Here is a 25,246-nt window from a genome sequence, read left to right as displayed (position 1 = left end):
ATGGGTAACACTTTGTTTCAGAGTGTTAACTATTGGAAACATGGATGCGTCGTAACATTCTCTGGTGAATGGTCAACTCAAATTTTATCGGAATTAGCACATAAACCGATGGTTGAGGATTTTACCGGTGATGATGTTATTTCCAGTTATTGTGAGAAGGCGCAAGATGCAATGTGGAGTGGAAATGCGAAAAATATGTATTGTGGGTCAAAATGGCACATCGTCTGCTGTATTTTTGCAACGTCTGCGCAGGGCGTGTGCAGGCGAGTTAATTTACTCGGATGTTGAGAACTGCATTTGCTTGCGGTGCATCGAGTAGGCATTAACCATTTGATCTATGTGAGGAGTACGAATGAAGATGTTTCAGCAGTTTTGGAATGATGAAAATGGTTTCGTCGTTTCAACAGAATTAGTGCTGATCGCTACTGTATTGGTTCTTGGCATGATTGTCGGACTGACTACATTGCGCGATCAGGTAATCGCGGAACTTGCAGACGTTGCCGCTGCATTTTCTAACAGTAACCAGAGCTATTCCTTCTCAGGAATCACAGGTCACTCTTCCAGCACCTCGGGTTCGTTTTTCAACGATAACACAGACTTCTGTGATCTTGATGCACAAACCGGTGGTAGTTTTGCTCACTGTATTCTCATTATCGATGCTGAGCCAGAAGGTACTTAAGTTTAGGACCTTTTCCAGGGGTGATTGCTCACTCCAAACTTAGCGAATCTACTACCAATGTTTAATGTGGGATTCGTTGAGACTGATGTTTCAATTTTCTTTCAAAATGTTCAATTGAACTGTTAAATCAGTTCACAAAATAATGAGGAGTTAGAATGAACATGCTTTCTAAGTTCTGGAATGATGAGGCCGGTTTTGTTGTCTCGTCTGAACTCGTACTGATCGGCACAATCCTGGTTCTGGGCGTTGTCGTTGGTCTGGCTACCGTTCGTGATCAGGTTGTTCAGGAATTGGGTGACCTTGCATTAGCTATTTCAAACATTAATCAGAGTTACAGTTTTTCAGGTGTAACCGGACACACATCCAGCACTGCTGGTTCAATGTTCAGTGACCTGACCGACTTCTGCGATACCAACGTTGATGGCGCTGGTACAGAACCTGAGTGTATAAACGTACAGATCGATGCTGTCGAAGGTGAAGGTTAAGCCTTAGCTGCTTGAAATTCTATTATCTGTTTCCGGAGACGCCCCTCCGGAAACAGATGATTTCTAAAGTGATTCGACTTTGGCACATAAGATGCCTGAAGAGTAAGTGGTTATTAAATTTCAATCTCGATTTTATTCAGACGGGATTCGTGCAGGAATGAGAATTGCTTGTCAATTATGGAAGGAAGAAGGGGGGAGTGTTTCTCCTTTTGCGACAGTTTTGTTGATGACAATTCTGCTTTTGGGCCTTCTGCCTGGTGTTGTAACTCTGCGAGATCAGATTGTTCAGGAGTTTGGTGATGTAGCCGTTGCGCTTGAGAGCTTCGATCAGTCTTACAGTTATTCTTTCAACGGTGTTACCAGCGAATACATTGACTCCAGTAGTGTGAGTGATCCAGTGGATGAAGCACCTGCCGGGCTCGATCTTACAATATCAGCAACAGGCGAATAAGCAGAAAAGCCAGATACTGTTTTTAGAATGAAACAGTACTTAAACATAGAGTGTATTTCATCTGAAGTCTGGTGAAGGCCGACGACAGTTGATATCAAACAAAAAAATCAAAAACCGAAGATTTCAGGGAAGTTAGCGTGGCAAAAATTAGTCCAGGAACGATGACGGCAGCGATTTTCGCAATCCTACTAGGTCTAGGTGCAGCTTATACTGTGAGACAGTTTCTGCATGAGAAGCCAAAACCTTTCGTACTGGCAGAAGATCCACCAGCAGGACCCAGGAAGATACAACTTCCGATTGCTTCACGTGACCTGCTTCCGGGGCAGACACTCTCTCTCGACGATATTTCCATTCTGCAAATCTCTCCCGAGCTGCTTGCGAAAGATTATGATACTAATGGAAAACAAAGGATTATGACCACCCAGTATATTACTGGGCGAACACTCAAGACGGCGATTAAAGCAGGTCAGCCTTTCCATACGATTGAATTGTTTGCCAATGGAATGGGGCCCGGAATTTCAGAAATATTGGAACCTGGCAACCGTGCTGTTACGGTGGCAATACACAAAATTGGTAATGTGGCTGGTTTTTCTCGTCCGGGAACTGTTGTTGATGTACTGTTTCGTTCCAATGCAACGGAAGGTATTCCAGAAACTACAATCACTCTTCTGGAAAAGGTACGCGTTTTAGCTGTGGGAGATCTGGCTGTACCCGGACACAAAGTAGGAGGCGGGGCAAACGCTGACTATCCTGTGACACTTGAGGTTTCTCCTGAACAGGGCAAAGTACTTAAGGTGGTTGAAGATCATGGCGTATTAAGTCTGGCTTTACGGCACCCCAATGAAAATACAGAAGTCGTTTCAGCTGGTCGTGCCAGTGATCGACTGACGCTTTCAAATATTCTTGGCTTCATTCCGAACCAGCGCATTTCCAGCATGGATATCTATCGTGGGGGTAGCCTGAATACAGTGCATTTCAAAGGTAATCGTGCATTCAAAAGTCAGAGTTGGATTGATGCAATTGAGACACCTGTAGCTTCAGAAGTGATCCCCTCCGGCAAAACAACGACTACGATGAAACCATCCGTAAACAAAACTTCAGAGATTTCGACACCTGTCAGTGGGTTGTAATATCTGACAGGGTTGTCTGTAATTCTCGACTCGACATCGGATGATCGTAGGTAGCGGCTTTGGTAGATTAAGTTTCAGCTTAGCTCCATGTAACAGTCAGGGTGCGCATCGACTTCAAGGACTGCAGAGTCAATTGATATGGAATTCGATCCAGGCGATTGGTTTTCAGTCTGGATAACAAATCTTCAGACATTTAGGTTTTAGCATGGAATCACTTGGTACAAAAAAACTTTTTGTGGAACCGATCAGTTACATTCCTGAAAACAGGGAAGCTGAACTTCGATTTCAGAAACAAAAAGTACTCATCCATCAGGAACTGGTTGATTCCCTTGATCTGTCCATGCTGGCCCAGATCTCTGAGAAAGAACTTTCCGGAGAAGTGCGTGCCGTCGCAATGGAAATCTGTGATGATCATGCTTCAGTGCTTGAAGGGATCGACCGCGAGCGGCTTCTGGGTGAATTGTTAAGCGAGGTTTTCGGGCTGGGACCACTTGATAAACTCATGCAGGATCCTGATGTAAGCGATATCCTGGTCAATCATGCTTATGAAATACATATTGAAAAAGGGGGGCAACTTCAGGAGTCGGATGTCATTTTTGCTGATAACCAGCACCTGATGCGAATTATCCAGAGAATTGTGTCACGCGTTGGACGCAGGATTGACGAGGTCAATCCGATGGTTGATGCCCGGCTCCCTGATGGCTCCCGTATCAATGCCATTATCCCTCCACTGGCTTTAAATGGGCCATCGTTATCGATTCGACGATTTGGAGCAAAGCCTCTTCAGATCGATGATCTGATAGAAAAAGAATCTGTCACACCGGAGATCGTTGACTTCCTGGCTGCTGTGGTTGATTCCCGGATCAGTATGTTGATTTCAGGTGGTACCGGCAGTGGTAAAACAACAATGTTGAATGCCCTGTCAAACTTTATTCCGCGTGAAGAACGACTGATTACAATCGAGGATTCCGCTGAGTTGTTGTTGCAGCATAAACACGTTGTTCGGCTGGAAACCAAAGTCGATAATACCGAAGGAGTGGGAGAAATCTCCCAGAGGCAACTGGTAAAAAACAGTTTGCGTATGCGTCCTGATCGAATCATTATTGGTGAGGTAAGAGGTGCTGAAGCGTTGGATATGCTTCAGGCGATGAATACAGGTCATGAAGGTTCTCTGACTACCGTCCACGCCAATGATACCCGTGATGCACTGGCCCGACTGGAGATGATGGTGGCCATGAGTGGGTTTGAACTGCCTTTGCCTGTGATCAGACAATATATTGCAAATGGTATTGGAATTATCCTGCACGTATCTCGTCTGAAAGGTGGACAGCGTTGTGTGACGAAAGTATCTGAGATCGTCTCACTGAACAGCCAGGGAGACTACAAAGTAGAAGATATTTTTGGCTTTGAACAAACGGGAATTGATGACCAGGGGAAGGCACAGGGTAAATTTTATGCCACCGGTTATCGCCCAGAATGTCTCAAACGTATGGAAGCATCCGGAATCAAATTAAGCCAGCAGATCTTTGAGAAAAGATAAGAAATAACACTCGGGGACTTTTGCCCCTTGTTTGTGTATTGTGTTTTAAAAGTAAGTGGAGAACTCCGGAAGTGGACAGTTCATCGATCGCATTGATTTGTTTTGCTGCAGTAACAGTTGCTGTACTGGCAGCTTTTCTGTTTATCCGTGATTTGTCTGGAGTGGCCGGTTCCAAAGGTGAGACTTTTTCAAAACGGCCTCGGCTGCGTAGAATTCATAATGTGTTTGATCAACAGCCAGCGACCAGCCTGCTGGGAAAATTCGATCAGAGTTTTGATCGGCTGGTGCTTGAGAACGGCTCAGATTTTACACCATTCAGTGCTTTTCTCCTGTTGATTGCCTGCGGTCTGGTGATTGGTGGCAGCGTTTTCATTTACTCGAACCAACCTCTGGCCGGGATTGCCGGGATGATTGGGGGCATGATTGCCGTATTGATCGTTCTGCACCTTCGCCGAAAAAAACGCATGCAGACCATTCAGGAAGAACTTCCGGAAATGATCGATTTACTGGCTCGATCGACGCACGCCGGAGCCAGTCTCGAACAGGCGATTTCGATTGTTGGAGAAGAAACGAAAGGTCCATTGAGTTTTGAATTCAGACGCTGTGCACGTCAGCTCGATATGAATTTGTCTGTTCCCGCTGTGATGAAGTCACTTTCCAGCCGAATTCAGTTGATTGATCTGAAAATATTAACGTCCACGCTGATGCTGTATCGTAAAACGGGTGGTAATCTGCCAGCCAACCTGGAACGAATGGCGGATGTGATTCGCGATCGTATTAACTATCGCCGTCAGATGAAAGCTTCTACAGGGGCCGGTCGTGCCTCAGCTCTATTGATGACGATAGTGGCTCCCGTGGCATTTGTTGTGTTACTGGTCGCGTTCCCTGATCATGTTTCTAATCTCTATACTGATCCCATTGGAAATATTCTGCTACTGATTGCAATTGTTCTGGAAGTAATTGGGGTCCTCTGGGTTTCGACACTCTTAAGAACAGATTATTAAGTGTTGATTCGAACTTTCTCAAGCTGGTTGACTGTCAAAATGATGCTGGTTTTTAATTAAAGAGACATCCATGTTTATTGAAATTGTCACTGTTGCCACTTTCCTGCTAGTCTGTTTTGTAATCTTCCTGATCGGAGATGCCATTTCAGCGGGGCACCGGGCAGGCAGAAACAGGAATAAGAATTCAAACTTCGATGAGCGAGGGGCCAGTTATTATAAAACATCAAAAGTTGGTGTTTTCAGCCGTGCGCTTTCTGGAGTGATTCCACAATCCAGCGAGGAAATCAGTAAAATTGAACTCGATTTGAAACGGGCTGGTTACTATCGCTCAACAGCACTGGTGGAATATCTGGCAACCCGAAATATGCTGGTTGTCATCGTGTTAATCGGGACGGGAATTGGTTGCGTATTAGCCGACCCAGGTTCGAATGTTCCGGAAATTATTCTGGTAGCAGGATTACTTATTGCCGGCGCAGGTTATGGCCTGCCTCGTATTGTCCTGCATAACCAGGCCAGTCGTCGTGTGCACCGGATTCAGAGAGGTTTGCCTGATGCACTTGACCTGGTGATGATGTGCCTGACAGGTGGAGTGCCTTTACGAACGGCACTAGAGCGTGTCACCGATGAAGTCCGTTTTTCTCATCCGGACATTGCCGTCGAGTTCGAAATAATTCGCAGGCATGCGGATGCAAATTCGATGGCAGATGCTTTAAAGCAGTTTGCTAAACGTATCGATGCTCCTGATGTGAACACCTTGTCTTTAATGGTTTCTCAGACAGAACGGCTGGGAACGAATGTCTCAACGGCTTTAATTGACTTTGCAGATGGAGTACGAAGAAAATACCGGCAGCGGGCTGAAGAGAACTCCAGCAAAACGAGTATCAAGCTGTTGTTCCCCATCATCTTTTGCATGGCGCCACCCATTTATATTTTGTTCTTCGGACCGGCAGTTCTAGAACTGCGTAACTTTTTGATCCGTGAACATCAACCGGGGGGGATTCTTGAACCAAATACTTATGGGGACTCCATCAGTACTACATCTGAATCAGTCCGTCGGCAGTCTGAAAATGGCAGTCTGTAAAATAAGAATTTATTAAATTCAAGAGCACATCATATTTAACCATGGCGTCTTTCAATCTAATATACTCGGGCCAAACAGCCTTGAAGACGCTATAGTCAAACTGGACACAGTTTAGTGCGGGATCAGAGAAGTTGAGTGGAGTGCGTTTTCAGAAAACACACTACTCCAAACCCGTTTTAATTCTCGGCCTGAATTTTCTTCATTGAAGAAGTTTTTGATTGTTCCAGCATTCCATACTTGCGCATTTTCTTATAGAGACCTACTCGGCTGATCCCCAACGCTTTCGCAGTAGCTGTTTTTCGGTATCCATTCTCCGAGAGCGATTTCTGAAGTAAATGTTTCTCGCTGATGGCTACCTGATCTGCCAGAGATTTGCTCTCCATGTCCTGGTGCAGTTCTTTCTGGCTACAGCTGCTGACTTCTTCAATAATATTAGGAGAAAATTCATCAGAGGTCAGTTCACCGTGATTTGAAAACAGGACTGCTCGTTGAATCTGGTTCTTTAATTCACGCAGGTTTCCTGGCCATTGGTATCGTTTGAGCATGTCTGGCACACTGCGATGTATTTTTGTAATCGTGATTCCATGTTGCTCACAGCATTCTGTAATAAACTGAACAGTGAGCGGGATGATATCATGCGGTCGCTCGCGGAGGGCTGGCAGCCGAAACTGGAGTACATTCAGTCGATAGTATAAGTCAGAGCGAAATTTGTTATTACGAGTCAGTTCATCCAGTTCTACATTTGCAGCAACAATTAAACGTGCTTCAGAGATACGGGACTCTGTGGATCCAACAGGCTCAAACTGACCCGTCTCAATGACTTTTAGTAACTTAGCCTGGTCTTTGGATGAGAGAATATCAATTTCGTCCAGAAGCAGAGTCCCCTTCCCTGCAGCTTCGAACCGACCGATTTTGGAACGATCAGCGCCTGTAAACGAACCTCTCAAGTGGCCGAAAAGTTCGCTCTCAATTAATTCGGAAGGGAGTGCACCACAGGCGATGTTCTGGAAAGGTTCTGAGCTTCTTGGTGAGAGTTCGTGAATCATTGATGCCAGAGTCGTTTTACCAGTACCTGTTTCACCAACCAGAAGTAACGTAACATTGTGTCGAGCAATTTTTGTGATCTGATCAAGAATTGGGATCATTGCCGCGGTGTAGGTTGTAACATGCTTATTTTGATCAAAAATATGACGCGATTCAGGCAAGTGAGATGATTTTACCACTGGATCGATGGCATCCAGATCTTCTGAAAGTATCCGGATTTCATCGGAAACAGGTGGGTATTCCAGGTAGCTGTCTGTCAGAAAATGGGCTGACTCCAGTAATTCGAGGGGAATAAACTGATCAATGATTGAAACGACCTTAACAGGGGTTTCGCATTGATTGCGTAGGTATAGCAGGACTGATTTCCGATCCTCAATTTCAGGAATGGACTGATCAGCACGCAAGTCAATGAATAATACAGTCTGACTTGATTCCTGAAGTGCATGTTTCAGATCCTCGTGACAGGAAACTGTTGTTAGCTTTAGATTGATTTCATCCAACTGCTTACTGAGTTTCAAACCAATCTGGGAGTCCGACGTATAGAGAATTCCAAGAGGGTGCATCACGGATCCTTTTTTACTCAATCAATCAAGCGATGAGCCAAAACCAACTGTCTAAATAACCTGTTCATTCAGTACGCGATCTGAGAATGACTAAAATCAATCAAATGAAAAAATGAGTCGAATAGGGTGAATGTAGTGGTTAAGAGGACGGCGTTACGATAACAAATGTTATCACTAGAAGCAAATATGTAACCAAGGGTAAATAGGATGCTGTAGACAATTGCTTTTATGGTAAAGATTCAGACTGATCTAAAGCCAGAACGAAAATAAAAAAAGCACTGATTGATTCAATTTGACATGTGTATAAATGTTAACTTTCCGGAGCTGGTATACCATAGGGGGGGCCTTATAAGTGTGATTTTCAGGAAGGCCTAAACAAACTACTACAGAATGGGTTTTGAGAGCTATACTTCAGTGTATCGCATCGCTGGTCCAATTAATCCATTCGTACCAGTTCGTCGATCACTGACAGAAATACATCTCGTTTGTATTACAACGCTGCTAGAAGTTTTTGAAATCTATCACTTAGATTCTGTCGACTTAGTAAAACAGGAAGTTCGAGAATCAAACAGCATGGATCGCTCTATCGAAGTCCAGAGGTTCTTTTCCTGGACCTTATCCATTCTGGTAATTAAGTATCCTCATGAGCGATCGAATTCATTTCTGTATCAGTTGTTTTGTGCTGCTGTTCATGGTGGGACTAGTCATCGCTCCGTCCGGTTCACAGTCACCATTAACCGAACCGCCATTGGATGCTCACACCAATTTTAAGCCTCAACAGACAGTTCAAAAATTTCTGGATGAGGAATCCGAGCAGACAGTACTTGTGAGTATCAATGATGACCTGCCGGAGAATAAACACAGGGATATCAAGCATTTCATTCCATTAAATGTCGTACCTCAGATTATGGCGGGTAAAACAGAGCAACAGTCACCCGTGAATGCACCCAAGCCGAAGAATCAGCTTCAATATCAAAAACAGCTTACAACTCAGTCAGCATCGCGTGTGCTGCGACGGAAGCTGGAACAGACAGTTACGACAGCTAATAATTTAATCAACCAGACTGAGAATTCTTTTTCACGGGGATTGCTTCCTCTGGCAGACTACAATCTGGCATTGAATCTTGCTTACGCTACGAAGATCAAGGTAGCTGAGGTACAGAATCAGGATCGTGCCAAATTACAATTATTAAATGAGAAGCGAAACCTGATTCAGATAGCAGTCGAAAAGTTACACGCCTTTAATCAGCCCGCCGCTCAAGGTTGGTACGGAGATCTGGTACATGCCAGGCTGATTCTGGCTCAGAATGATTATGAAATAGCTGGTGTCTCACGAAACCGCGATGGTCAACAATCTGCCCTGAGGCAGATAACTCAGCTCTCTGATGAATATTATTCCGTTCGCGAAGATGAATTTGGAGTGGGAGAAGCGGGGCTCACAGAATATCGGCGTGCTTCTCGTGCTGTAAATCTTGCGAGACAGGAACAGAATATCTTCCATGGAGTGAAAAAAGATGCAACGAGTCTGATGGATTATGCACAGGACCTCCGTCAAATTGAGTCTACTGTAGAGTGGTTTTCTTCAAAGGGGGCAGGTTTGGGTAGAGCAGATCTGGTGGATTTATCGAAAGCGCATTTTAATTATGTTCAGGGAAAATTCTATCAAAATCAGAATCAGGAATCAGAGAGTCAGAAGTTTTTCAAAGACAGCTTACAACAGTCGAAAGCTGCCTGGGAGTTGAGGATTGATCAGTATTATCCTCGGGGAACAGCGAGTCTGCATGATATCACCACATCCTGGTTGTTGTGGAATGCTTCTGGTTCTGAGCTTACAGAGCTAAAATCCAGCGAGTCTGTTATGATCAAGCAGACATTGACTGCAGGTCTGGATCGGATGGTCAATACCGCAGATCAGATCACGGATCGCAGGGGAAGAATGGCCGGCGATATCAGTATGGTTCATTGTCTGAAAAACTCGGAATTTCTGGTCGAACTTGAAAACAGCCAGAAAAAATAAATTGTAGCCGAAAGTGTCAGCGCAAACAAAAACAGCATCCTTGAGGATGCTGTTTTTTATTTGAAGAGGCGCCGCCCGGATTCGAACCGGGGAATAACGGATTTGCAATCCGCCGCCTTAGACCACTTGGCTACGGCGCCTGGAATTTTCTGTTTCTCACTACAATAAGCTCTTATCTATCCAGAGTTTATTGTGTTGAAATTAGTTAATCAACAGAAGTGATACAGACATTATTCGACTCTTCTTCGTCTGGATTTGACCGAATCCTAATAACCGATCGAAGTTAGGTCAAGCATTCAGCCACTGATCGGTAAGATTTTTGTAAGCTTCCCAGGTTAACAACTGGGTGATCAGTGATGTCTTGAGCAGTTTACAATACTTTTGCTTGCAGGAAATAGGCGAATATGGCTTCTGGTTGAGTAACTGTTCCGCTTTGGTGGTATTCCACGCCAAATCCGTGTAGCATCGAGCCTAGATCTGCCCTGCACTTTTCAAGAGTCGTTTCAGTGGCGATGGTTCATAATTTCTCTTCTCAGTTTTCAAAAAAGCAAATGGATTGAGGAGAGCTTTTTCGTTTCCAGAATAGACCAGTAGAAATATTATGATTGATCATACAGATACAACAGCAAAAATGACGGAAGAACAATTAATTGATCGTGCCCGGGAAGCCTTGAGCGACAGTAGCTGGGTGATTGGCGAATGTGCTGCACAATGGACAAAAAAATATGCCAAGGGAAGAACCGATGCTGATTTTGGCGCAATGGTCGGATTGAGTGGCGATCAGATTTATCAGCGGCGAAGGGTCTGGGAAACATTCGGGGATGTTCGGGAACAATATCAGCATCTCAAGTGGTCACACTACTATATTGCATTGACCTGGGATGATGCTCCGGAATGTCTACAGTGGGCGGAAGAGAATCAGGCGACTGTGGCCGAGTTGAAAGCGTGGCGACGTGCTGTGAATGGAGAAGATCTTTCTATCTCCGAACCGTTTGAAGAATATCCCGTCGATTCCGAAGTAACATTTGTCTCAGATGAACCGATCTCGGTTAAAGATCCCTCTGAGTATGATCAGCTGGAGCGGGGAGAATCAGGTTCCCGCGAGCAGGCTGACTCCCCTGCTACGGTGGGGGCTCATGCACGAGACGTTGGTGGTTCCGGCACCGACTATAGTCCTTTCCGTTCTGGAGCTGGTGCACCCGCGCCTCAAGGTTCGAGCTCAGAAGTGGCTGTCGTGGCGAAACCTGAAATCACTCCGGAGCAGGCAATCAAGCGGATCTGTTCTGCTGTGGAACGCTGTCATAAGATGTTAAGTCCCGAAGTGATTTCCGCATTCCCGGAATTATCTCCCAAGCTCAAAAAACGTTTTATCAAAGCAGTCAGTGAATTGAATTCTGCTGCAGCCAGGTTGCAGTAATCAGCATTCTGGGAGTGCCGACTGGGGAAACAGCGGTTGCGATTCGAGAGTGTCCTGACCTAAAATGGGAGTCCTTCAACTCTGTACTCAACCTCTATTGATTGCAGTGAAAAAATCAGGTTATTCATTCAGAAACAGGGACAGACAGCTTGGATTCTCCTTCCAGAAAATCTTCAGCGATCCAGCGCTGGTTAATTCTTATTTTAATCGTTCTGATTGTCCTGATGTCTGGTGAATTGATCAGACGTCAATTCCGCCAGACATCGTATCAGTTTCCGATGGCACCAGATCTTACCCAGTCTGAAGTCAGAACGATCGATCTCTTTCGAGAAGCATCACCGTCGGTGGTACATATCCGAACATCAGAGATTGCATTTGAACTGGGACGTTTCAGTCTGAATCAGCAGAAGACGCCCCAGGGTTCTGGTAGTGGATTCATTTGGGACCGGGGGGGACATATTGTTACCAACTTTCATGTGATCCAAAACGCGGATGAAATGACGGTAACCCTGGCTGATAACTCGACATGGACAGCTTACCGTGTCAGGGTTGCTCCCTCTAAAGACTTGGCAGTATTGAAAATAGATGCACCTGTGGAACTATTGAAACCCATCGAGATTGGAGCTTCTTCCAATCTGCAGGTAGGACAGACCGTCTTAGCGATCGGAAACCCCTTTGGACTTGACCAGACCCTAACCACTGGAATTATCAGTGGGTTAGGGAGGGAAATAATTTCGGTAACCGGAAGATCAATCCGAAACGTGATTCAAACCGATGCTGCTATCAACCCCGGAAATTCAGGGGGGCCGCTTCTGGACAGCTCTGGACGATTAATCGGGATGAATACGGCGATCTACAGCTCATCACACGTTTATGCCGGTATTGGCTATGCAGTGCCGGTAGATTTGATCAGCCGATTCGTTCCTCAATTGATCGAATATGGAAAGATTCAGAGTCCCAGTCTGAATTTTACGGGAGTCGATGACTTCGTGACAGGCAAGCTCAAAAAGAATGGGGTTTTACCACCTTCAATCCAGGGGGTGATGGTTCAGGATATGCTCAAAGGTGGTGCCGCGGACCAGGCTGGTTTACTAGAAATAAGGCGGGACAAGAGTGGAAATATTGTCCTGGGAGATTTGATCTTGCAAATGGATGAAACACCAATTGTGGGTTCAAATTCTCTACTGGATGCATTGGAAGCTCATAAGGTGGGTGACACTGTGACCCTCACGATATTCCGTAATAATCAAAAATTGAAACTAAAAGCCGAACTGCAAGACTGGAAAAACGAACAATAACACCTCTCCCCGGCATTTCCTAAGGAAACGTGCATGATTCTGGGGGGAGTACGTTGAGGATAGCGTGTTGATAAATATTCGGTTTTAATAGACTTGCGTCGATAGATCTTGGACCGCGAATCGGATTTCTTGGTTGACACTTTAGTGAATTGGATTACTATGTGTAGGTTCCTTTGATGTCCTCATCTGAATTCAGAGAGGCCTTTTGCAAATGACGCTCTAGTTGACAGTTCTATTATGCCTGCTGATTATCCCCCGGAAATAGTCAAAGAAGGTCAGGTCACAGTTGTGGCTTTGGGGCCTGAATATGAAAACCTGGACGAACCCAGGCTGGATGCCTTGACGGATGTTCTGTTACAGGTGGCAGAGACTGCATCTCCCCCGATCGTGGTACTGGATCTCTCACACACCTCATTTTTCGGGTCTGCTTTTATCGAAGTGATTTTCCGAATGTGGAATCGCCTGAATCATAGAGAAGGTGGCAAGTTTACGATTTGCGGTTTGAGTGAATATTGCACCGAGGTGCTGGAAGTAACTCACCTTGATCAGCTTTGGGAAACCTTCGATACCAGAGACGCAGCAATCAAAGCCCTTAACTCTTAACTCGCTGAGGCGTTGTTGTCTCAGTCTCTCGAGTTCCTATCTCATGTAATCTCCTGGAAGCCTGGTTAACGCAAGTGTTTCTGTTTGTTAACACTTTTGCGATCAACTGCCTCTCTTTCTTATCAGGTTCGACCCCGCATTGAAAAAGTCGTTAGCCCTGTTTGCAGCAGGGGTCATGCCGTTTTCAGTTGGATTGGCCTGCTTGTTACATTCCGGTTGTAGAATCGTAAGATTTCGAATGATTGGTACAGGTTGTGCATATCTCAATGTCTGAGGATTTTCTATCTGGACATATGAAAGGGCGACCTGTGTTTCAAAAAATTAAAACACAAACCAAACTATGGAAGCAAAAAGTTCGTGGTGCTGTGTTTGTTGAATATCTGCTGCTGCTTACTATTATTGGCATTGGAGCTATCGCAGGTCTTACCACATTGCGTAGTGCTTTAATCAATGAACTGATGGATCTTGCCAATGCGATCAACGCCATCAACTCATAGAGATTGATACCAGCAAAGAGTATGAAGACATCAAATGGTCTGGGCTAATAGCTCAGGCCTTTTTTATTTGCGTAAGCTGTTTAAATTTCGCTGTTTTCCTTTTTTGTTGCAAAAAGATTGAAATAAACCGAAGGAATTGAATATAATAGATACGATGAATGTACAAACTGTAGTTGTTCTCAAGTAAATGGATCGGATGAGGCAGCATCATGAAAAAATTATTGATTTTAGCCATTATTATGGGTGGGTTTTATCTCACCATGACTGGGTTCAGTTCTGCAGAGCAGAAACCTGAAGCTCCCGTTGTTCAGGTAAGAGACACCAATCTGCAAGATTCAGACTATCGGGATTATGATCGTGATGATTTAAAGACAGGTCTGGTCAGAGCTTTTTACGATGCATTGGGCGCAGCTGAAAATGAATATCAAGAGAACGGTGATATTGCAAACAATGGATTAGGCACAAATGAATTAAATAATAATGCTGTCGACAACAGAGGTTTGATCCAACGGCAGAAATATATTGGCCCCGATGGGAAAGAACATACTGCGTTCGAGGAAGCCCGTCGAACGATTTACCAGGCAGATCGGATTCTGGCTCGAATCAAAGCAGAGAATAAGGTAGCCCTGCAGAAGCTCCGAAATCCACCTCGTCGAATTCTGCCTGGACAGGCTCGGCCTCCCAAGGTTAAAAAAATGCCTGCTCAGCAGACTTTAAAACAGCAGATTGAGGCTCAGGAAAAGCAGGTGCAGCAACAGCAGCAAAAGTTGCAGTCTTTGAAACAGCAACTGGTAAACAGTTCTGAAAAGAAATAACCTGTTTCGATGATTTGAATAGAAAGCCGTGACAGAAGATTTATTTCTGCACGGCTATTTTTTTTGCAGATCGAGGCAGAGCAGTCTTTTTTCATCACGCAGATAGAGTCGGCGATTAGCCAGCGCAGGGTTTGCCCAGGCCTTGAAACTCAGTAGACCGGTCAAGTTTCCTTTCTCTCGATATTCTGTGGGATTGGCTTCCGCCAGAATCAGTGTCCCCTGCTCTGTCAGGCAGATCAGATGACCCTCTGCGGCGATCTGTGTGCACTTACCAACGCGTCGTGTCTGCCATTGAATCTTCCCTCGTTGCATATCCAGACAGCGATAAGAGACACCAGCCAGATCTCCATGTGGTCCGTAAATATAGCCGTCTTTGATGATGCTGGTCGCAAACTGATTTTGAAGTGAAAGGCTTTTCCATTGCGAGATCGGACGGATTTCTTCATTCTGACGAAATAAAGCAAACCGCATGCAGCCCGTGCCATAAGCGGAAGAGATGAAAAGTGACTCATCATTCCAGACGGGAGTCGCGCAATTACAGTTGTATTTGTTTCCCCAGACGATGCGCCAGAGCATTCTTCCCTGCTCTGGGTTTAATGAAAGGATTGAGGATCCGGTCGGCACAATAATTTGTCTCTGTTCAAGTGTGTCCACCACAATAGGAGAACCATAACCGGGCGGATCACTGCCAGCTCCCCAAACCAGCTTACCGGTATCCTTATTGACGGCGATCACCGAATTATTGTTGTTTCCGCCAGGCTGGAGAATCACCAGATCTCCTTCGATCAGTGGGGAAGCGGACATACCCCAGTAATATAAAGTCTGTTCTTCCTGTCGTGGAGCTCCGCTGAGCTGAAATATATTGACATTCCAGAGGACCTTGCCAGAGATCGCATTCAGACAAAGTAAATCACCCGCAGGTAGCAGGCAGTACAGTTTGCCCTCATGGTAAGTCGGCGTGGAACGTGGCCCGCGTGCCTGTTTTTGGTGATCGATATAAGTGGGAGCAGCCACAGTAGCCCAAAGTTTTTTACCAGACTGAGCATCGAAGCAAACTACAAAATCATTCTTCAGATGTGTTGCCATGGTCCAGAGACGGCCCTCGGCGATGACCATGGATGAATAGCCACTCCCCAGAGGAACACGCCACAACACAGCTGGTTTATGCAGGTTCCAGTCCAGGTTTAGCCCCGTTTCATCGGAAATTCCATTTCGGTGATTGCCCAGAAACGAAGTCCAGAGGCCTGTTTCTCGGTTGGAACTGGATTTTTTCGCGGGAGCGACTGTTTTTTTGGGTGTTTGAGAACTTTGGGGGTTTATCTCAGGTAACTGCCCATATACAAAGTTCGTCGACAGAATCAGGGCAATCAGGAAGACGCAAGTTTGATTCAGCCCCGGGATCCTGGAAATCGACTTGGTATCCCTCTTCGTTTCAGGCCAATTCATCTTGAATAATCCATTAAAAGTGGCATTTAAACTGATTTACCATCCATTATCTTCAGAGGATCGTTTATTCGACCTCCACCCAGAGTGCCAGTTGAACGGCTGCATTTAAAGGCATTTCCGAGATGCCCAAGGCAACGCGCGTGTGCTTGCCTTTGTCGCCAAAAATATCTGTTAACAGTTGCGATGCGTCATTCAGCACGTAAGGTTGCCGATCAAATCCAGGTGCCGAATGCACATATCCTTCCAGTCGGATAATACGTTTGATATTTGAAAGTTCGCCTGTGATCGATTTGACCTGCGCCAATGCATTGAGCAGACAGAGACTGGCGGCATTGGACCCATCATCCTCGTGCAGGTGATCGCCTACTCTGCCCTTGAACATCAATTCGCTGCCAATGAATGGTAACTGTCCGCTGGTAACAATGACATTTCCAAACTGGGTGGCGGGAATGTATGATCCTACCGCCTGAGGAGGAGAAGGCAGTGTGTGCCCCAACTCCTGGATGCGTGATTCCGGGGTCTGGCTCATGGTGAGTGAAGTCCTCTGAAGGTAAATTTGGTGTTTGCGTCGCAGTCATCACTGCAGCGGAATCATAACATATCTCAAGACATCCCGACCAGCAGAAGTTATAGGGAATCAACTGAATTTCCCGCTGAAAGTACGAACCAGTCCATCAGAAATCGAAGACATGAATCCAGAGCGCGCAGCCAGTCAGGAGAGTCAAATTAGACAATCTACCAGTCGCGGTCTGCGAGCGTCATTTCAGGTCTGGCTGATGAAAGTATTGATTCTATTGATTTCCGTCTTCTGGTGCCTGGCCATCGCAATTCGTTTTACAGTCCGAGATTCGAGTAGTGTTATTGCGACACTGATTTTTTATATGTCTCCTTTAATTCTGTTAAGCGTGGGGGCCTTTATCTTATTTGTACTGGCCTGGAAAGTTCATTGGCGGCGGATTGCAGTAATCTGGTTTCTGCTTTCGATCATGACCGGAATCTGGTGCTGGAATACGCAGTTTCAAAGCGAGACAAGTGAGAACAGAGTGACGCAACAGGAGCAGTCGCTGAAACGGGTCGTATTCTGGAATATTGGTGATCGGCTCTGGGGCATGGAACATGTAATCAACGAATTACATCAACTGGATCCAGATCTGGTCGGCCTGGTTGAAGCGGGGGCTGATTCTGCTGAGATGAAGCAGTTCTGGAAACAGTCATTCCCCAGTCATCCGTATCAGGTTGTTCAAAATGGATTCGTTTTCCTGTCACGTCTTCCGATAGAAGATACTTCAGCTGGCAGACTGGCAAATATGGGGCATTATCTGAAATTCCGTCTGCAGGCTGACCAGTCAGACGTCAGAGCTCCTGCTGTTTTCCTTGTGGATATCTACAGTAAAGTCCTGAAATCAAGAAAAGCGGCTCTTAAAGAACTGTCAGATCAGGCATCTCAACTGAACCAGCATCCGATTCTGGTGTTGGGGGACTTTAATACTCCCGGAGATTCAGTGCACTTTGAACCACTGAGAAAGAGATTAAATAACAGTCTGGAAATGAAAGGAGACGGGTATCTGGCGACCTGGCCTCTACCGGTTCCTGTACTCGATTTGGATAGTATCTGGGTGAATGAATTCATTAAATTGCATCGTGCAGAGAATCGCTGGACCTGGGTTTCTGACCATCGACCTGTGTTCATTGAAATGTCTTTCAAGACACAAAATGAAAAATGAACTCTGAATTGATGTTAAATACTGTAAATTCTTTCGGATGCGATTATGAGCAAACATTTTCAATCTCCGACAATTCTGGTTTCCTGCTTCATACCGAAAGTGGATCACAGTATAATCGATTCCACTTAGCTGATTATAAAACGCCAGAACTTGTTATCCGGTTTCCCTGAATCAGAAGGAATTCTCATGCGATCTATCCGTCGATTGAGTTTGTTTGTATGTCTGTTGGCGATCAGCTTAAACAGCAGAGCCGAAGCGGCTATCTTCAGCGGAGAAATTAAATCCATTTCCGCAGCACAGAAACAGGTGGTTGTAAAATCGAGCCAGGGAAAAGAAAAAAGTTTTCTGATTCCCCAAGATATTCCTGTAACCTTCAACGGGAAACCTGCTGGATTCGATCAATTTGAAATCGGCCAGAGGGCTACTGTTTTCACTTCTTCGAAAGGGGAAATTACGCGTTTTTCCGTTCGCAAAGCAGTGGCAAGGAAATCAGGTGAACCTGTCAGCCGTCCGAAAAAAGCAATGAAGGAACGCCAGGGCGCAGCGGCATCTGGAGGGGGACCGGCAGCTCAGGCATGGACGCAGTTCCGCGGTCCTGATCGACGAAATATTTCCTATGAAACCGGCTTGAGTAAGGATTGGAATCAGAATCCGCCCAAACTGTTATGGACCGCACGAGGTTTAGGCGAAGGTTATTCATCGGTTTCTCTGAGTGGAAACCTGGTGTTTACAATGGGGACAAAAGCGGACGAGGAAACGGTGATGGCCATTGATGTCAATACTGGTGAAATAGTCTGGACGCAACCGAATGGCCCCGTGTTTAAAAATAATCAGGGAAACGGGCCCCGTTCGACTCCTACTATAGATGGTGATCGACTCTATGCGTTGGGAGCAAATGGAAATCTGGTCTGCTTGTCAACTAAAGATGGTAATATGGAATGGAGTAAAAATATTCTCCAGGAGTTCAACGCGCGGAATATCGTCTGGGGAATCAGTGAGTCACCTCTGATTGATGGAGATCAACTGATCTGTACCCCGGGGGGACAGGGGGCAGCCATGGTTGCATTGAAAAAACAGGATGGCAGTCTCATTTGGAAATCTGCCGTACCCGGAAATCCACAGGCTGGTTATGCCTCTGCTATTACCATAAATGTGGGAGGTCTCAGGCAGTATGTGAATTTTACACATGCCGGCTTGATGGGAATCGAATCAGCCAGTGGCAGGCCTTTGTGGGGCAATGAGAAAGCAGCAAATAAAACAGCGAACTGTTCTGCCCCCGTTTTCTTCGCTGAAAAGAACGTTATCTTTTATGCTTCCGGGTACGGAACCGGTGGTGCACTACTACAGCTATCACCTGTTCAGAATGGTGTGAGTGCGCAACTGGCATTTTTTACTCCTGAAATGAAAAATCACCATGGCGGAATGGTGGAAGTGAATGGCTTTCTGTACGGAACCAGTGATCCTGGCGTATTGACTTGTATCAATTTATTGAACGGTCAGACTGTCTGGCAGAATCGTTCAGTGGGAAAAGGTGCCCTCACTTGTGCTGACGGGCATCTCTATTTGAGAAGTGAAAACGGGCCAATGGCTCTGGTTGAAGTGAATCCTAAAAAGTATGTGGAAAAGGGACGTTTTGATCAGCCGGATCGCAGTGGAAATAAGGCCTGGCCTCACCCGGTCGTGGCAGATGGAAAACTGTTTTTACGGGATCAGGACCTGCTCTTATGTTATGATTTACGCAGCAAATAAGACTGTTTTCTCGATCAGCAAAACCTCAGATCCAGTATTTGTTAGAACGTGATGCTGTTTTGAACCTTACACAACCAGATTCTTAACAACTTTTGATTTGAAAGAAAAACATATGCGGTTTCGAAGTGCTCTGCTGAATCAGTTGAAATGGAGTTTGTTCTCTTTATGTGCCATTTGCATGGTGTTTTTTTCAGTCAGTGTCTCTGCTGCGGAATCTGAACTAAAACGCCCGAATATTCTCTGGATCACAAGTGAAGACAATGGTCCCCATCTGGGCTGTTACGGGGATGAGTATGCGGATACTCCCAACATTGACGGGCTGGCTGCGAAAGGCATGATATATCTGAATTGCTGGTCGACCGCGCCCGTTTGTGCCCCTGCACGAACGACGCTGATTACCGGCATGTATCCGACCTGCCTGGGAGCCGAACACATGCGGAGTATGGTCAAGTTGCCTGAGAGTATCAAACTGTACCCACAGTACCTGAAGCAGGCTGGCTATTACTGCACGAATAACAGCAAGGAAGATTACAATGTGGAAAAATCGGGTGAGGTCTGGGACCAGTCGAATGGAAAGGCCCACTGGAAGAATCGAAAGCAGGGACAACCCTTTTTTGCGATTTTCAATCACACCATCAGTCATGAAAGTAAAATTCGTAATCGCCCGCATACGTTGATTCATGATCCCGCCAAAGTTCGGATTCCTGCTTACCATCCTGATACCCCCGAAGTCCGCCATGACTGGGCGCAGTATTATGATCGAATCACCGAAATGGATGCAAAGGTCGGCAAAAATCTCAAGGAGCTGGCCGAAGCCGGGCTCACTGAAGAAACAATTATTTTCTACTATGGTGACCATGGCTCTGGAATGCCGCGCAGTAAGCGCTGGCCTTATAATTCAGGTTTGCAGGTTCCCCTGGTGGTGTATATTCCCCCTAAATTTCGCAAGCTGGCCCCCGCTGATTATCAGTCCCAGGGGAAAACAGATCGACTGGTAGGCTTTGTTGATTTTGCACCGACTGTCTTGAGCCTGGCCGGTATTAAGCCACCTCAGCATATGCAAGGCGATGCCTTCATGGGGCAGTACGATACGAAGCCACAAGAGTATCTGTTTGGCTTTCGGGGCAGAATGGATGAACGCTATGACCTGGTACGATCAGTCCGAAACCAGCGTTATCTGTATATCAAGAACTACATGCCTCACAAAAAATATGGTCAGTACCTGAATTACATGTTCCAGACACCGACGACTCAAGTCTGGAAGAAAATGTATGATGCCGGCGAACTCAAGCCGCCCCAAACTTATTTCTGGGAGACGAAACCTGCTGAAGAACTGTACGACTTGCAGGCAGATCGGGACGAAGTCAACAATCTGGCTGATTCAGCGGAACATCAAGAGGTTCTAAAAGAACTGAAGCAGGCACAGCATAAAAAGATACTTGCCATCAGAGATCTGGGTTTTCTGCCGGAAGCAGAGTTTCATAGCCTGGCTGATGGCGGGGCTCCCTATCTGGTTGGTCAGAATAAAGAGCTGTATCCGCTCAAGCAGATTCTGAAGATGGCGGACCTTGCATCGTCGGGAAAACCCTCTGGTATGGACCAACTGATCAAAGGGCTCTCTAACCAGAATTCAGCCATCCGTTACTGGGCAGCAATGGGACTGTTAATGCGTGGCGAAAAAGCCGTTTCGCAGGCACATGAGCCACTGCATAAAGCTCTGGAAGATCCATCTGAATCAGTGCGTTGCATCGCTGCGGAGGCACTCGGAAAATATGGTGACCAACAAGACGTCGAAAACGCTGTTGATACCCTGGTGTCTCTGTCCAATCAGAATCAGGACGGAGTTTATGTGGCCATGCTGGCTTTAAACGGACTGGACAAACTAGGCAGTAAAAAAATTGCCCGGGTGCAGGACCAGATCGCTAAGTTACCGCTCAAGAATGATCAGCTGAATCGGCGACTGCAGTCCTATGTGACCCGCCTGGTCGAACGTCTGCAGGAACAGCAGGTTAACGGGAAATGACATTTTCAAAGGAGCGTAAACACGCTATCCGTGTTTACGCTCATCTCTGAATCAGGATGATGACTTTTCAATCCGGAGAGTCACCTTGCTGTTACCAATCGAAACTTCTTTACTGTCATCGGTCAGTTCAGATTGTTCCAGCAGATCTCCCAGCGTTTCACCGAGAATATAGTCCGACCAGGTCGTGACTGCTTCTTTAACCTCGGTCGCATTCTCAGGATTAAAGAAAATTTTGATCCGGTCTTCAATCTCCAGGTCAGCTTCCTTACGCAACTGCTGAATCTGCCGCACGAAGTCGCGGGCCATGCCTTCCTGTTCGAGTTCAGGTGTGAGCTTGGTGGAAACAGCAATTTGAATCCCCTGCTCGTCCGCACACACCCAGTCGGCGGCCTGCTCTGTCCCGACCAGAACGTCATCAGGTGCGAGATCAATCTGATTTCCCGAAAGATCGATGGAAACCGACTCACCTCGTCTGAGGGGGCCCAGTACGTCGTCCCCGACCTCAGGAAGCTGCTGACGTAACTTTCCCAGCAGCTTACCGTATTTCGGTCCCAGCGTTTTCAGGTTTGGCTTATAAGTGTAGCTGACCAGATCATCCAGGTTCTCACAGCGCGTCACCTGTTTGATGTTCAATTCCTCTTCGATTGTATTAGCCAGGTTCTCGATGGCATCTGCCTGTTGTGTCGTCTGGCAGGCGAATCGTAATTCAGCCAGTGGCTGACGGACCCGCTGATTGGATTCATCACGCAGCTTATGACCCAGCTTAACAACGATTTGTGTCTGTGCCGCCCGGAAATTGAGTTCTTCATCGAGCAATGTGACATCGCATTCCGGAAAATCACAGAGGTGTACACTGTTGGGAGCAGATTCGTCCCAGCTGCTGACCAGGTTCTGATACATCCGCTCGCTGAGGAACGGAATGCTGGGAGCCAAAGCTTTGGAAAGCGTGACCAGCACTTCAAACAGAGTCTGATAGGCGGCTAACTTGTCGGTGTCGTTGGCATCCTGGGACCGCCAGAAGCGACGTCGATTGCGTCTAATGTACCAGTTCGAGAGATCGTCGATGAATGCCGTGGCATTTTTCAGGAAACCGGCGAAGTTATATGCTTCGATTTCCGTTTTCGCGGAAGACAGTAACGCCTGCAGATTTGATAAAATCCAGCGGTCAATTTCCGGACGATCGGTGACAGGAATTCGTTCTTGTGCAGGATCAAACTCATCCAGTCGGGCATAGTTCACGAAAAATGCATAAGAGTTCCAGAGCGGAATCAACACCTGGCGACGGATTTCATCGGCGGGTTTACTCTCTACCAGGCAGGTGGGGGCACCTTCCCGGGTCTCACTGATTGGTCCTTCCGGGGTTTCCAGAGTCACCTGCTGATCGGGATTTCGCATGCCGAATCTCAGGTCAGATGCGGGATTGTGAGCCAGATACATCCAGCGCATGGTGTCGACACCCAGTTGCTCTGCCGCTTCTTCGAACCAGATGGCGGTTCCATCTGATTTATGCATCGGCTTGCCTTCTTCATTCAGCACCAGTCGATAACCGAGCAGCGTTTTGAACGGAGGCGTGCCATCCATCATGGTTGCCATCGAGAGCAACGCGTAGAACCAGTTACGGAACTGTCCGGGGAAACATTCGGTAACCAGATCCGCCGGATACCATTTTTCCCACTCCGATTGATTGGTATTGTACTGCATGGTTGAAAAAGGCACGATGCCCGCGTCCAGCCAGGGATTACCGACATCCGGGATCCGCGACATCAGATTTCCCGTTTTCGGGTTTTTGAGTTTGACTGCGTCAATCCAGGGGCGATGGGGGGTGTGCCCTTCGAGTACTTCCCAGCCTTCGACTGCGCGCTCTTTCAACTCGGCCAGGGAGCCAATGACTTCGAAGTCTCCGGTTTCTTCATCAACCCAGATTGGCAGCGCCAGTCCCCAGAAGCGTTTCTTGGAGACCATCCAGTCCCGCATGTTGGTGAGCCATTCCAGTTCGTGTTGCTCACCATCGATGCTGGATGGAACCCAGTCTATCTGACGGGTGACATCTTTAATCTCTTCACGCCAGTCCATATTGATGAACCATTCATCGACCAGTCGGAAGATCAGTTCATCGCCGGTTCGCCAGCAGTGGGGGTAGATATGCGGGTATGATTCAACAGAGACCAGCAGTTCTTTTTCTTTTAAGCGTTCGAACACCAGTTCGGGAATCGCAGGATCGATGGCTTCTCTGCCCGTGAACTCACCAAAGCCTTCTTCGAAGCGTCCATCCTCACCCAGCGGCGCGATCGCGACCAGGCCCAGCTGGATTCCCAGTTGATGGTCGACATCACCACAACCAGGCGCGGTGTGTACGATACCGGTACCTTCACCGGCAACGACATGTGGATTCCCTTTGAAGTCTCTTCCACCGTCAACCACTTTGTGGCAGGAAATGCCTGATTGATCCAGTAGCGCTTCGTCACTGGGATGACCGCCGGGAGACTGTTGCGCGGGCAGATCATCAAAGGGGCCCGTGTATTCCCAGCCTACCATCTGAGCACCCTTGATGGTTTCGAGGATTTCATAGCCCCCCTGCTCTTTAAAGATCTGAGCCAGGGTTTTCAGTTTGGGAACGTTTTTAGGCCAGGACCATTCAGGCTTGCCGAATCCTTCTTTGAATTCTCGACTCAGTCTCTGGTATTCCAGGTTCTCTTTGGCAAAGTAGTAGATGGCGTCATCTTTTTTCGCTCGGAGTTTGACATAATCCAGATCGGGATTAATAGCAGCGGCCACATTGCTGGTGAGCGTCCAGGGAGTCGTGGTCCAGATCAGCAGGTATTCATTTTCCCGGCCTTTAAGGGGGAACCGTACGAAGACCGATTTATGGACAGACAGTTTTCGTCCGTCAGCGACTTCCATCTGGCTGTAGGCACTGCCTCCGCGACCGGACCAGGGCATGACATCGTGACCACGATAGACTTTGCCCCGTTCAAAACATTTTTTGAGAAACGTCCAGATCGTTTCATTGTTTTCGGTTGAGAACGTGAAGTAACTGCCACCCCAATCCGCGTTACCCAGACGTGAAACCAGCATATCTGCTTTGTCTGTGATCTGTTTTCCGCTGGGCGCTGTGAGGGTGACTTCTGTGTCTTTACCGACATACTCAGCCAGTTTTCGCAGCTCATCCGGATTGTCCCAGTCCATCCAGTAGCCCAGGCGCACCGACTGTTCCGTCTGTCGGGCGGCGAATCGCAGCACCCGCTTTTTGCACTCATTGACAAATTTGTCGATTCCGTGTGAAACGACTTCCTGCTTTGTGCCATACCCCAGTTCTTTTTCGACTTCGACTTCGACCCACAGACCCTGGCAGTCAAAACCGTTCTGAAACCGAAGTTCGTGTCCGGTCATAGCGTAATAACGCTGGTAAGCATCTTTGTAGGCTCTACCCCATGCATGATGAACTCCCATCGGGTTATTGGCGGTCATCGGACCATCAATAAAGCTCCATTTGGGTTTGCCCTGATTCTTTTTACGGAGCTGGTCAAACGTCCGGTTCTCCTCCCAGAATTTGAGGATTTCGTGTTCACCCTTGATAAAGCTGGCGTCAGTAACTTTTTGAAACATCGGAAGATCTTATTGAGTGGTATTGTTTGAAAATGAGTTTTGAGAAATTAAACGCGTCCAATTTCACTATGGCG

The 25,246-nt window shown here is 46.7% G+C and carries 20 protein-coding genes and 1 tRNA gene; 16 read left to right on the top strand and 5 right to left on the bottom strand.

Annotated features, from left to right (window positions below):
* The first annotated feature begins 352 nt into the window (after window positions 1-352).
* The 7 genes from ACN0YH_RS06255 (at window position 353) to ACN0YH_RS06225 (ending at window position 6,370) form a co-directional block, all read left to right on the top strand.
* Complete coding sequence (locus ACN0YH_RS06255) at window positions 353-679, top strand: Flp family type IVb pilin (RefSeq protein ID WP_417378703.1); 327 nt, start codon at window positions 353-355, stop codon at window positions 677-679.
* A 155-nt stretch (window positions 680-834) separates the two neighbouring features.
* Window positions 835-1,164 carry a Flp family type IVb pilin gene (locus ACN0YH_RS06250; protein ID WP_417378702.1) on the top strand — a complete coding sequence of 110 codons (330 nt, stop codon included), beginning with the start codon at window positions 835-837 and terminating at the stop codon, window positions 1,162-1,164.
* Window positions 1,165-1,270: 106 nt separating this feature from the next.
* Entirely contained in the window at window positions 1,271-1,615 is a 345-nt protein-coding gene (locus ACN0YH_RS06245; protein ID WP_417378701.1) for a hypothetical protein, read from the top strand.
* Between the two features lie 137 nt (window positions 1,616-1,752).
* Window positions 1,753-2,745 (top strand): Flp pilus assembly protein CpaB, encoded by a 993-nt coding sequence (cpaB, locus tag ACN0YH_RS06240; RefSeq protein WP_417378700.1) that lies wholly within the window; start codon window positions 1,753-1,755, stop codon window positions 2,743-2,745.
* Between the two features lie 205 nt (window positions 2,746-2,950).
* The gene (locus ACN0YH_RS06235) at window positions 2,951-4,285 is read left to right on the top strand and encodes a CpaF family protein (protein WP_417378699.1); all 1,335 of its coding nucleotides are present in this window, start codon (window positions 2,951-2,953) and stop codon (window positions 4,283-4,285) included.
* A gap of 71 nt (window positions 4,286-4,356) precedes the next feature.
* Window positions 4,357-5,289 carry a type II secretion system F family protein gene (locus ACN0YH_RS06230; RefSeq protein ID WP_417378698.1) on the top strand — a complete coding sequence of 311 codons (933 nt, stop codon included), beginning with the start codon at window positions 4,357-4,359 and terminating at the stop codon, window positions 5,287-5,289.
* Window positions 5,290-5,359: 70 nt separating this feature from the next.
* Window positions 5,360-6,370 (top strand): type II secretion system F family protein, encoded by a 1,011-nt coding sequence (locus tag ACN0YH_RS06225; protein WP_417378697.1) that lies wholly within the window; start codon window positions 5,360-5,362, stop codon window positions 6,368-6,370.
* A gap of 176 nt (window positions 6,371-6,546) precedes the next feature.
* Here the strand turns inward: ACN0YH_RS06225 and ACN0YH_RS06220 are convergent, their stop codons facing one another.
* Window positions 6,547-7,977: a sigma 54-interacting transcriptional regulator gene (locus ACN0YH_RS06220; protein ID WP_417378696.1), complete on the bottom strand. Its 1,431-nt coding sequence runs from the start codon at window positions 7,975-7,977 to the stop codon at window positions 6,547-6,549.
* A gap of 643 nt (window positions 7,978-8,620) precedes the next feature.
* Here ACN0YH_RS06220 and ACN0YH_RS06215 point away from each other — a divergent pair.
* Complete coding sequence (locus ACN0YH_RS06215; RefSeq protein ID WP_417378695.1) at window positions 8,621-9,994, top strand: hypothetical protein; 1,374 nt, start codon at window positions 8,621-8,623, stop codon at window positions 9,992-9,994.
* Between the two features lie 66 nt (window positions 9,995-10,060).
* Here ACN0YH_RS06215 and ACN0YH_RS06210 read toward each other — a convergent pair.
* Window positions 10,061-10,134, bottom strand: a tRNA-Cys gene (locus ACN0YH_RS06210).
* Between the two features lie 461 nt (window positions 10,135-10,595).
* Here ACN0YH_RS06210 and ACN0YH_RS06205 point away from each other — a divergent pair.
* From ACN0YH_RS06205 to ACN0YH_RS06185, 5 genes are all read left to right on the top strand, one after another.
* Entirely contained in the window at window positions 10,596-11,411 is an 816-nt protein-coding gene (locus ACN0YH_RS06205; protein WP_417378694.1) for a hypothetical protein, read from the top strand.
* A 224-nt stretch (window positions 11,412-11,635) separates the two neighbouring features.
* Window positions 11,636-12,709: a S1C family serine protease gene (locus ACN0YH_RS06200; RefSeq protein WP_417378693.1), complete on the top strand. Its 1,074-nt coding sequence runs from the start codon at window positions 11,636-11,638 to the stop codon at window positions 12,707-12,709.
* Window positions 12,710-12,946: 237 nt separating this feature from the next.
* Complete coding sequence (locus ACN0YH_RS06195) at window positions 12,947-13,312, top strand: STAS domain-containing protein (protein ID WP_145224876.1); 366 nt, start codon at window positions 12,947-12,949, stop codon at window positions 13,310-13,312.
* A gap of 266 nt (window positions 13,313-13,578) precedes the next feature.
* Entirely contained in the window at window positions 13,579-13,809 is a 231-nt protein-coding gene (locus tag ACN0YH_RS06190; RefSeq protein ID WP_417378692.1) for a Flp family type IVb pilin, read from the top strand.
* Window positions 13,810-14,018: 209 nt separating this feature from the next.
* Entirely contained in the window at window positions 14,019-14,624 is a 606-nt protein-coding gene (locus ACN0YH_RS06185) for a hypothetical protein (RefSeq protein WP_417378691.1), read from the top strand.
* 54 nt (window positions 14,625-14,678) lie between these two features.
* On the opposite strand, the gene ACN0YH_RS06180 is transcribed toward ACN0YH_RS06185, so the two are convergent.
* Together ACN0YH_RS06180 and ACN0YH_RS06175 are read right to left on the bottom strand one after the other, a co-directional pair.
* Window positions 14,679-16,070 (bottom strand): PQQ-binding-like beta-propeller repeat protein, encoded by a 1,392-nt coding sequence (locus tag ACN0YH_RS06180; RefSeq protein ID WP_417378690.1) that lies wholly within the window; start codon window positions 16,068-16,070, stop codon window positions 14,679-14,681.
* Window positions 16,071-16,134: 64 nt separating this feature from the next.
* Window positions 16,135-16,599, bottom strand: a complete 465-nt coding sequence (locus ACN0YH_RS06175) for a RidA family protein (protein WP_417378689.1) — start codon at window positions 16,597-16,599, stop codon at window positions 16,135-16,137.
* 160 nt (window positions 16,600-16,759) lie between these two features.
* Between ACN0YH_RS06175 and ACN0YH_RS06170 the strand changes: the two genes are divergently transcribed.
* The 3 genes from ACN0YH_RS06170 (at window position 16,760) to ACN0YH_RS06160 (ending at window position 21,566) form a co-directional block, all read left to right on the top strand.
* Complete coding sequence (locus ACN0YH_RS06170) at window positions 16,760-17,794, top strand: endonuclease/exonuclease/phosphatase family protein (RefSeq protein WP_417378688.1); 1,035 nt, start codon at window positions 16,760-16,762, stop codon at window positions 17,792-17,794.
* 186 nt (window positions 17,795-17,980) lie between these two features.
* Window positions 17,981-19,543, top strand: coding sequence for a PQQ-binding-like beta-propeller repeat protein (locus ACN0YH_RS06165; RefSeq protein ID WP_417378687.1), 1,563 nt, complete (start codon window positions 17,981-17,983; stop codon window positions 19,541-19,543).
* A gap of 112 nt (window positions 19,544-19,655) precedes the next feature.
* Entirely contained in the window at window positions 19,656-21,566 is a 1,911-nt protein-coding gene (locus ACN0YH_RS06160) for a sulfatase-like hydrolase/transferase (RefSeq protein ID WP_417378686.1), read from the top strand.
* A 51-nt stretch (window positions 21,567-21,617) separates the two neighbouring features.
* On the opposite strand, the gene ACN0YH_RS06155 is transcribed toward ACN0YH_RS06160, so the two are convergent.
* Entirely contained in the window at window positions 21,618-25,172 is a 3,555-nt protein-coding gene (locus ACN0YH_RS06155) for a class I tRNA ligase family protein (protein WP_417378685.1), read from the bottom strand.
* Window positions 25,173-25,246 lie beyond the last annotated feature (74 nt).

This window comes from Gimesia sp., from assembly GCF_048262075.1.
Taxonomy (GTDB): Bacteria; Planctomycetota; Planctomycetia; order Planctomycetales; family Planctomycetaceae; genus Gimesia.
The sequence above is the reverse complement of the archived record's forward strand: the minus strand, read 5'-3'. Positions and strand labels throughout refer to the sequence as shown.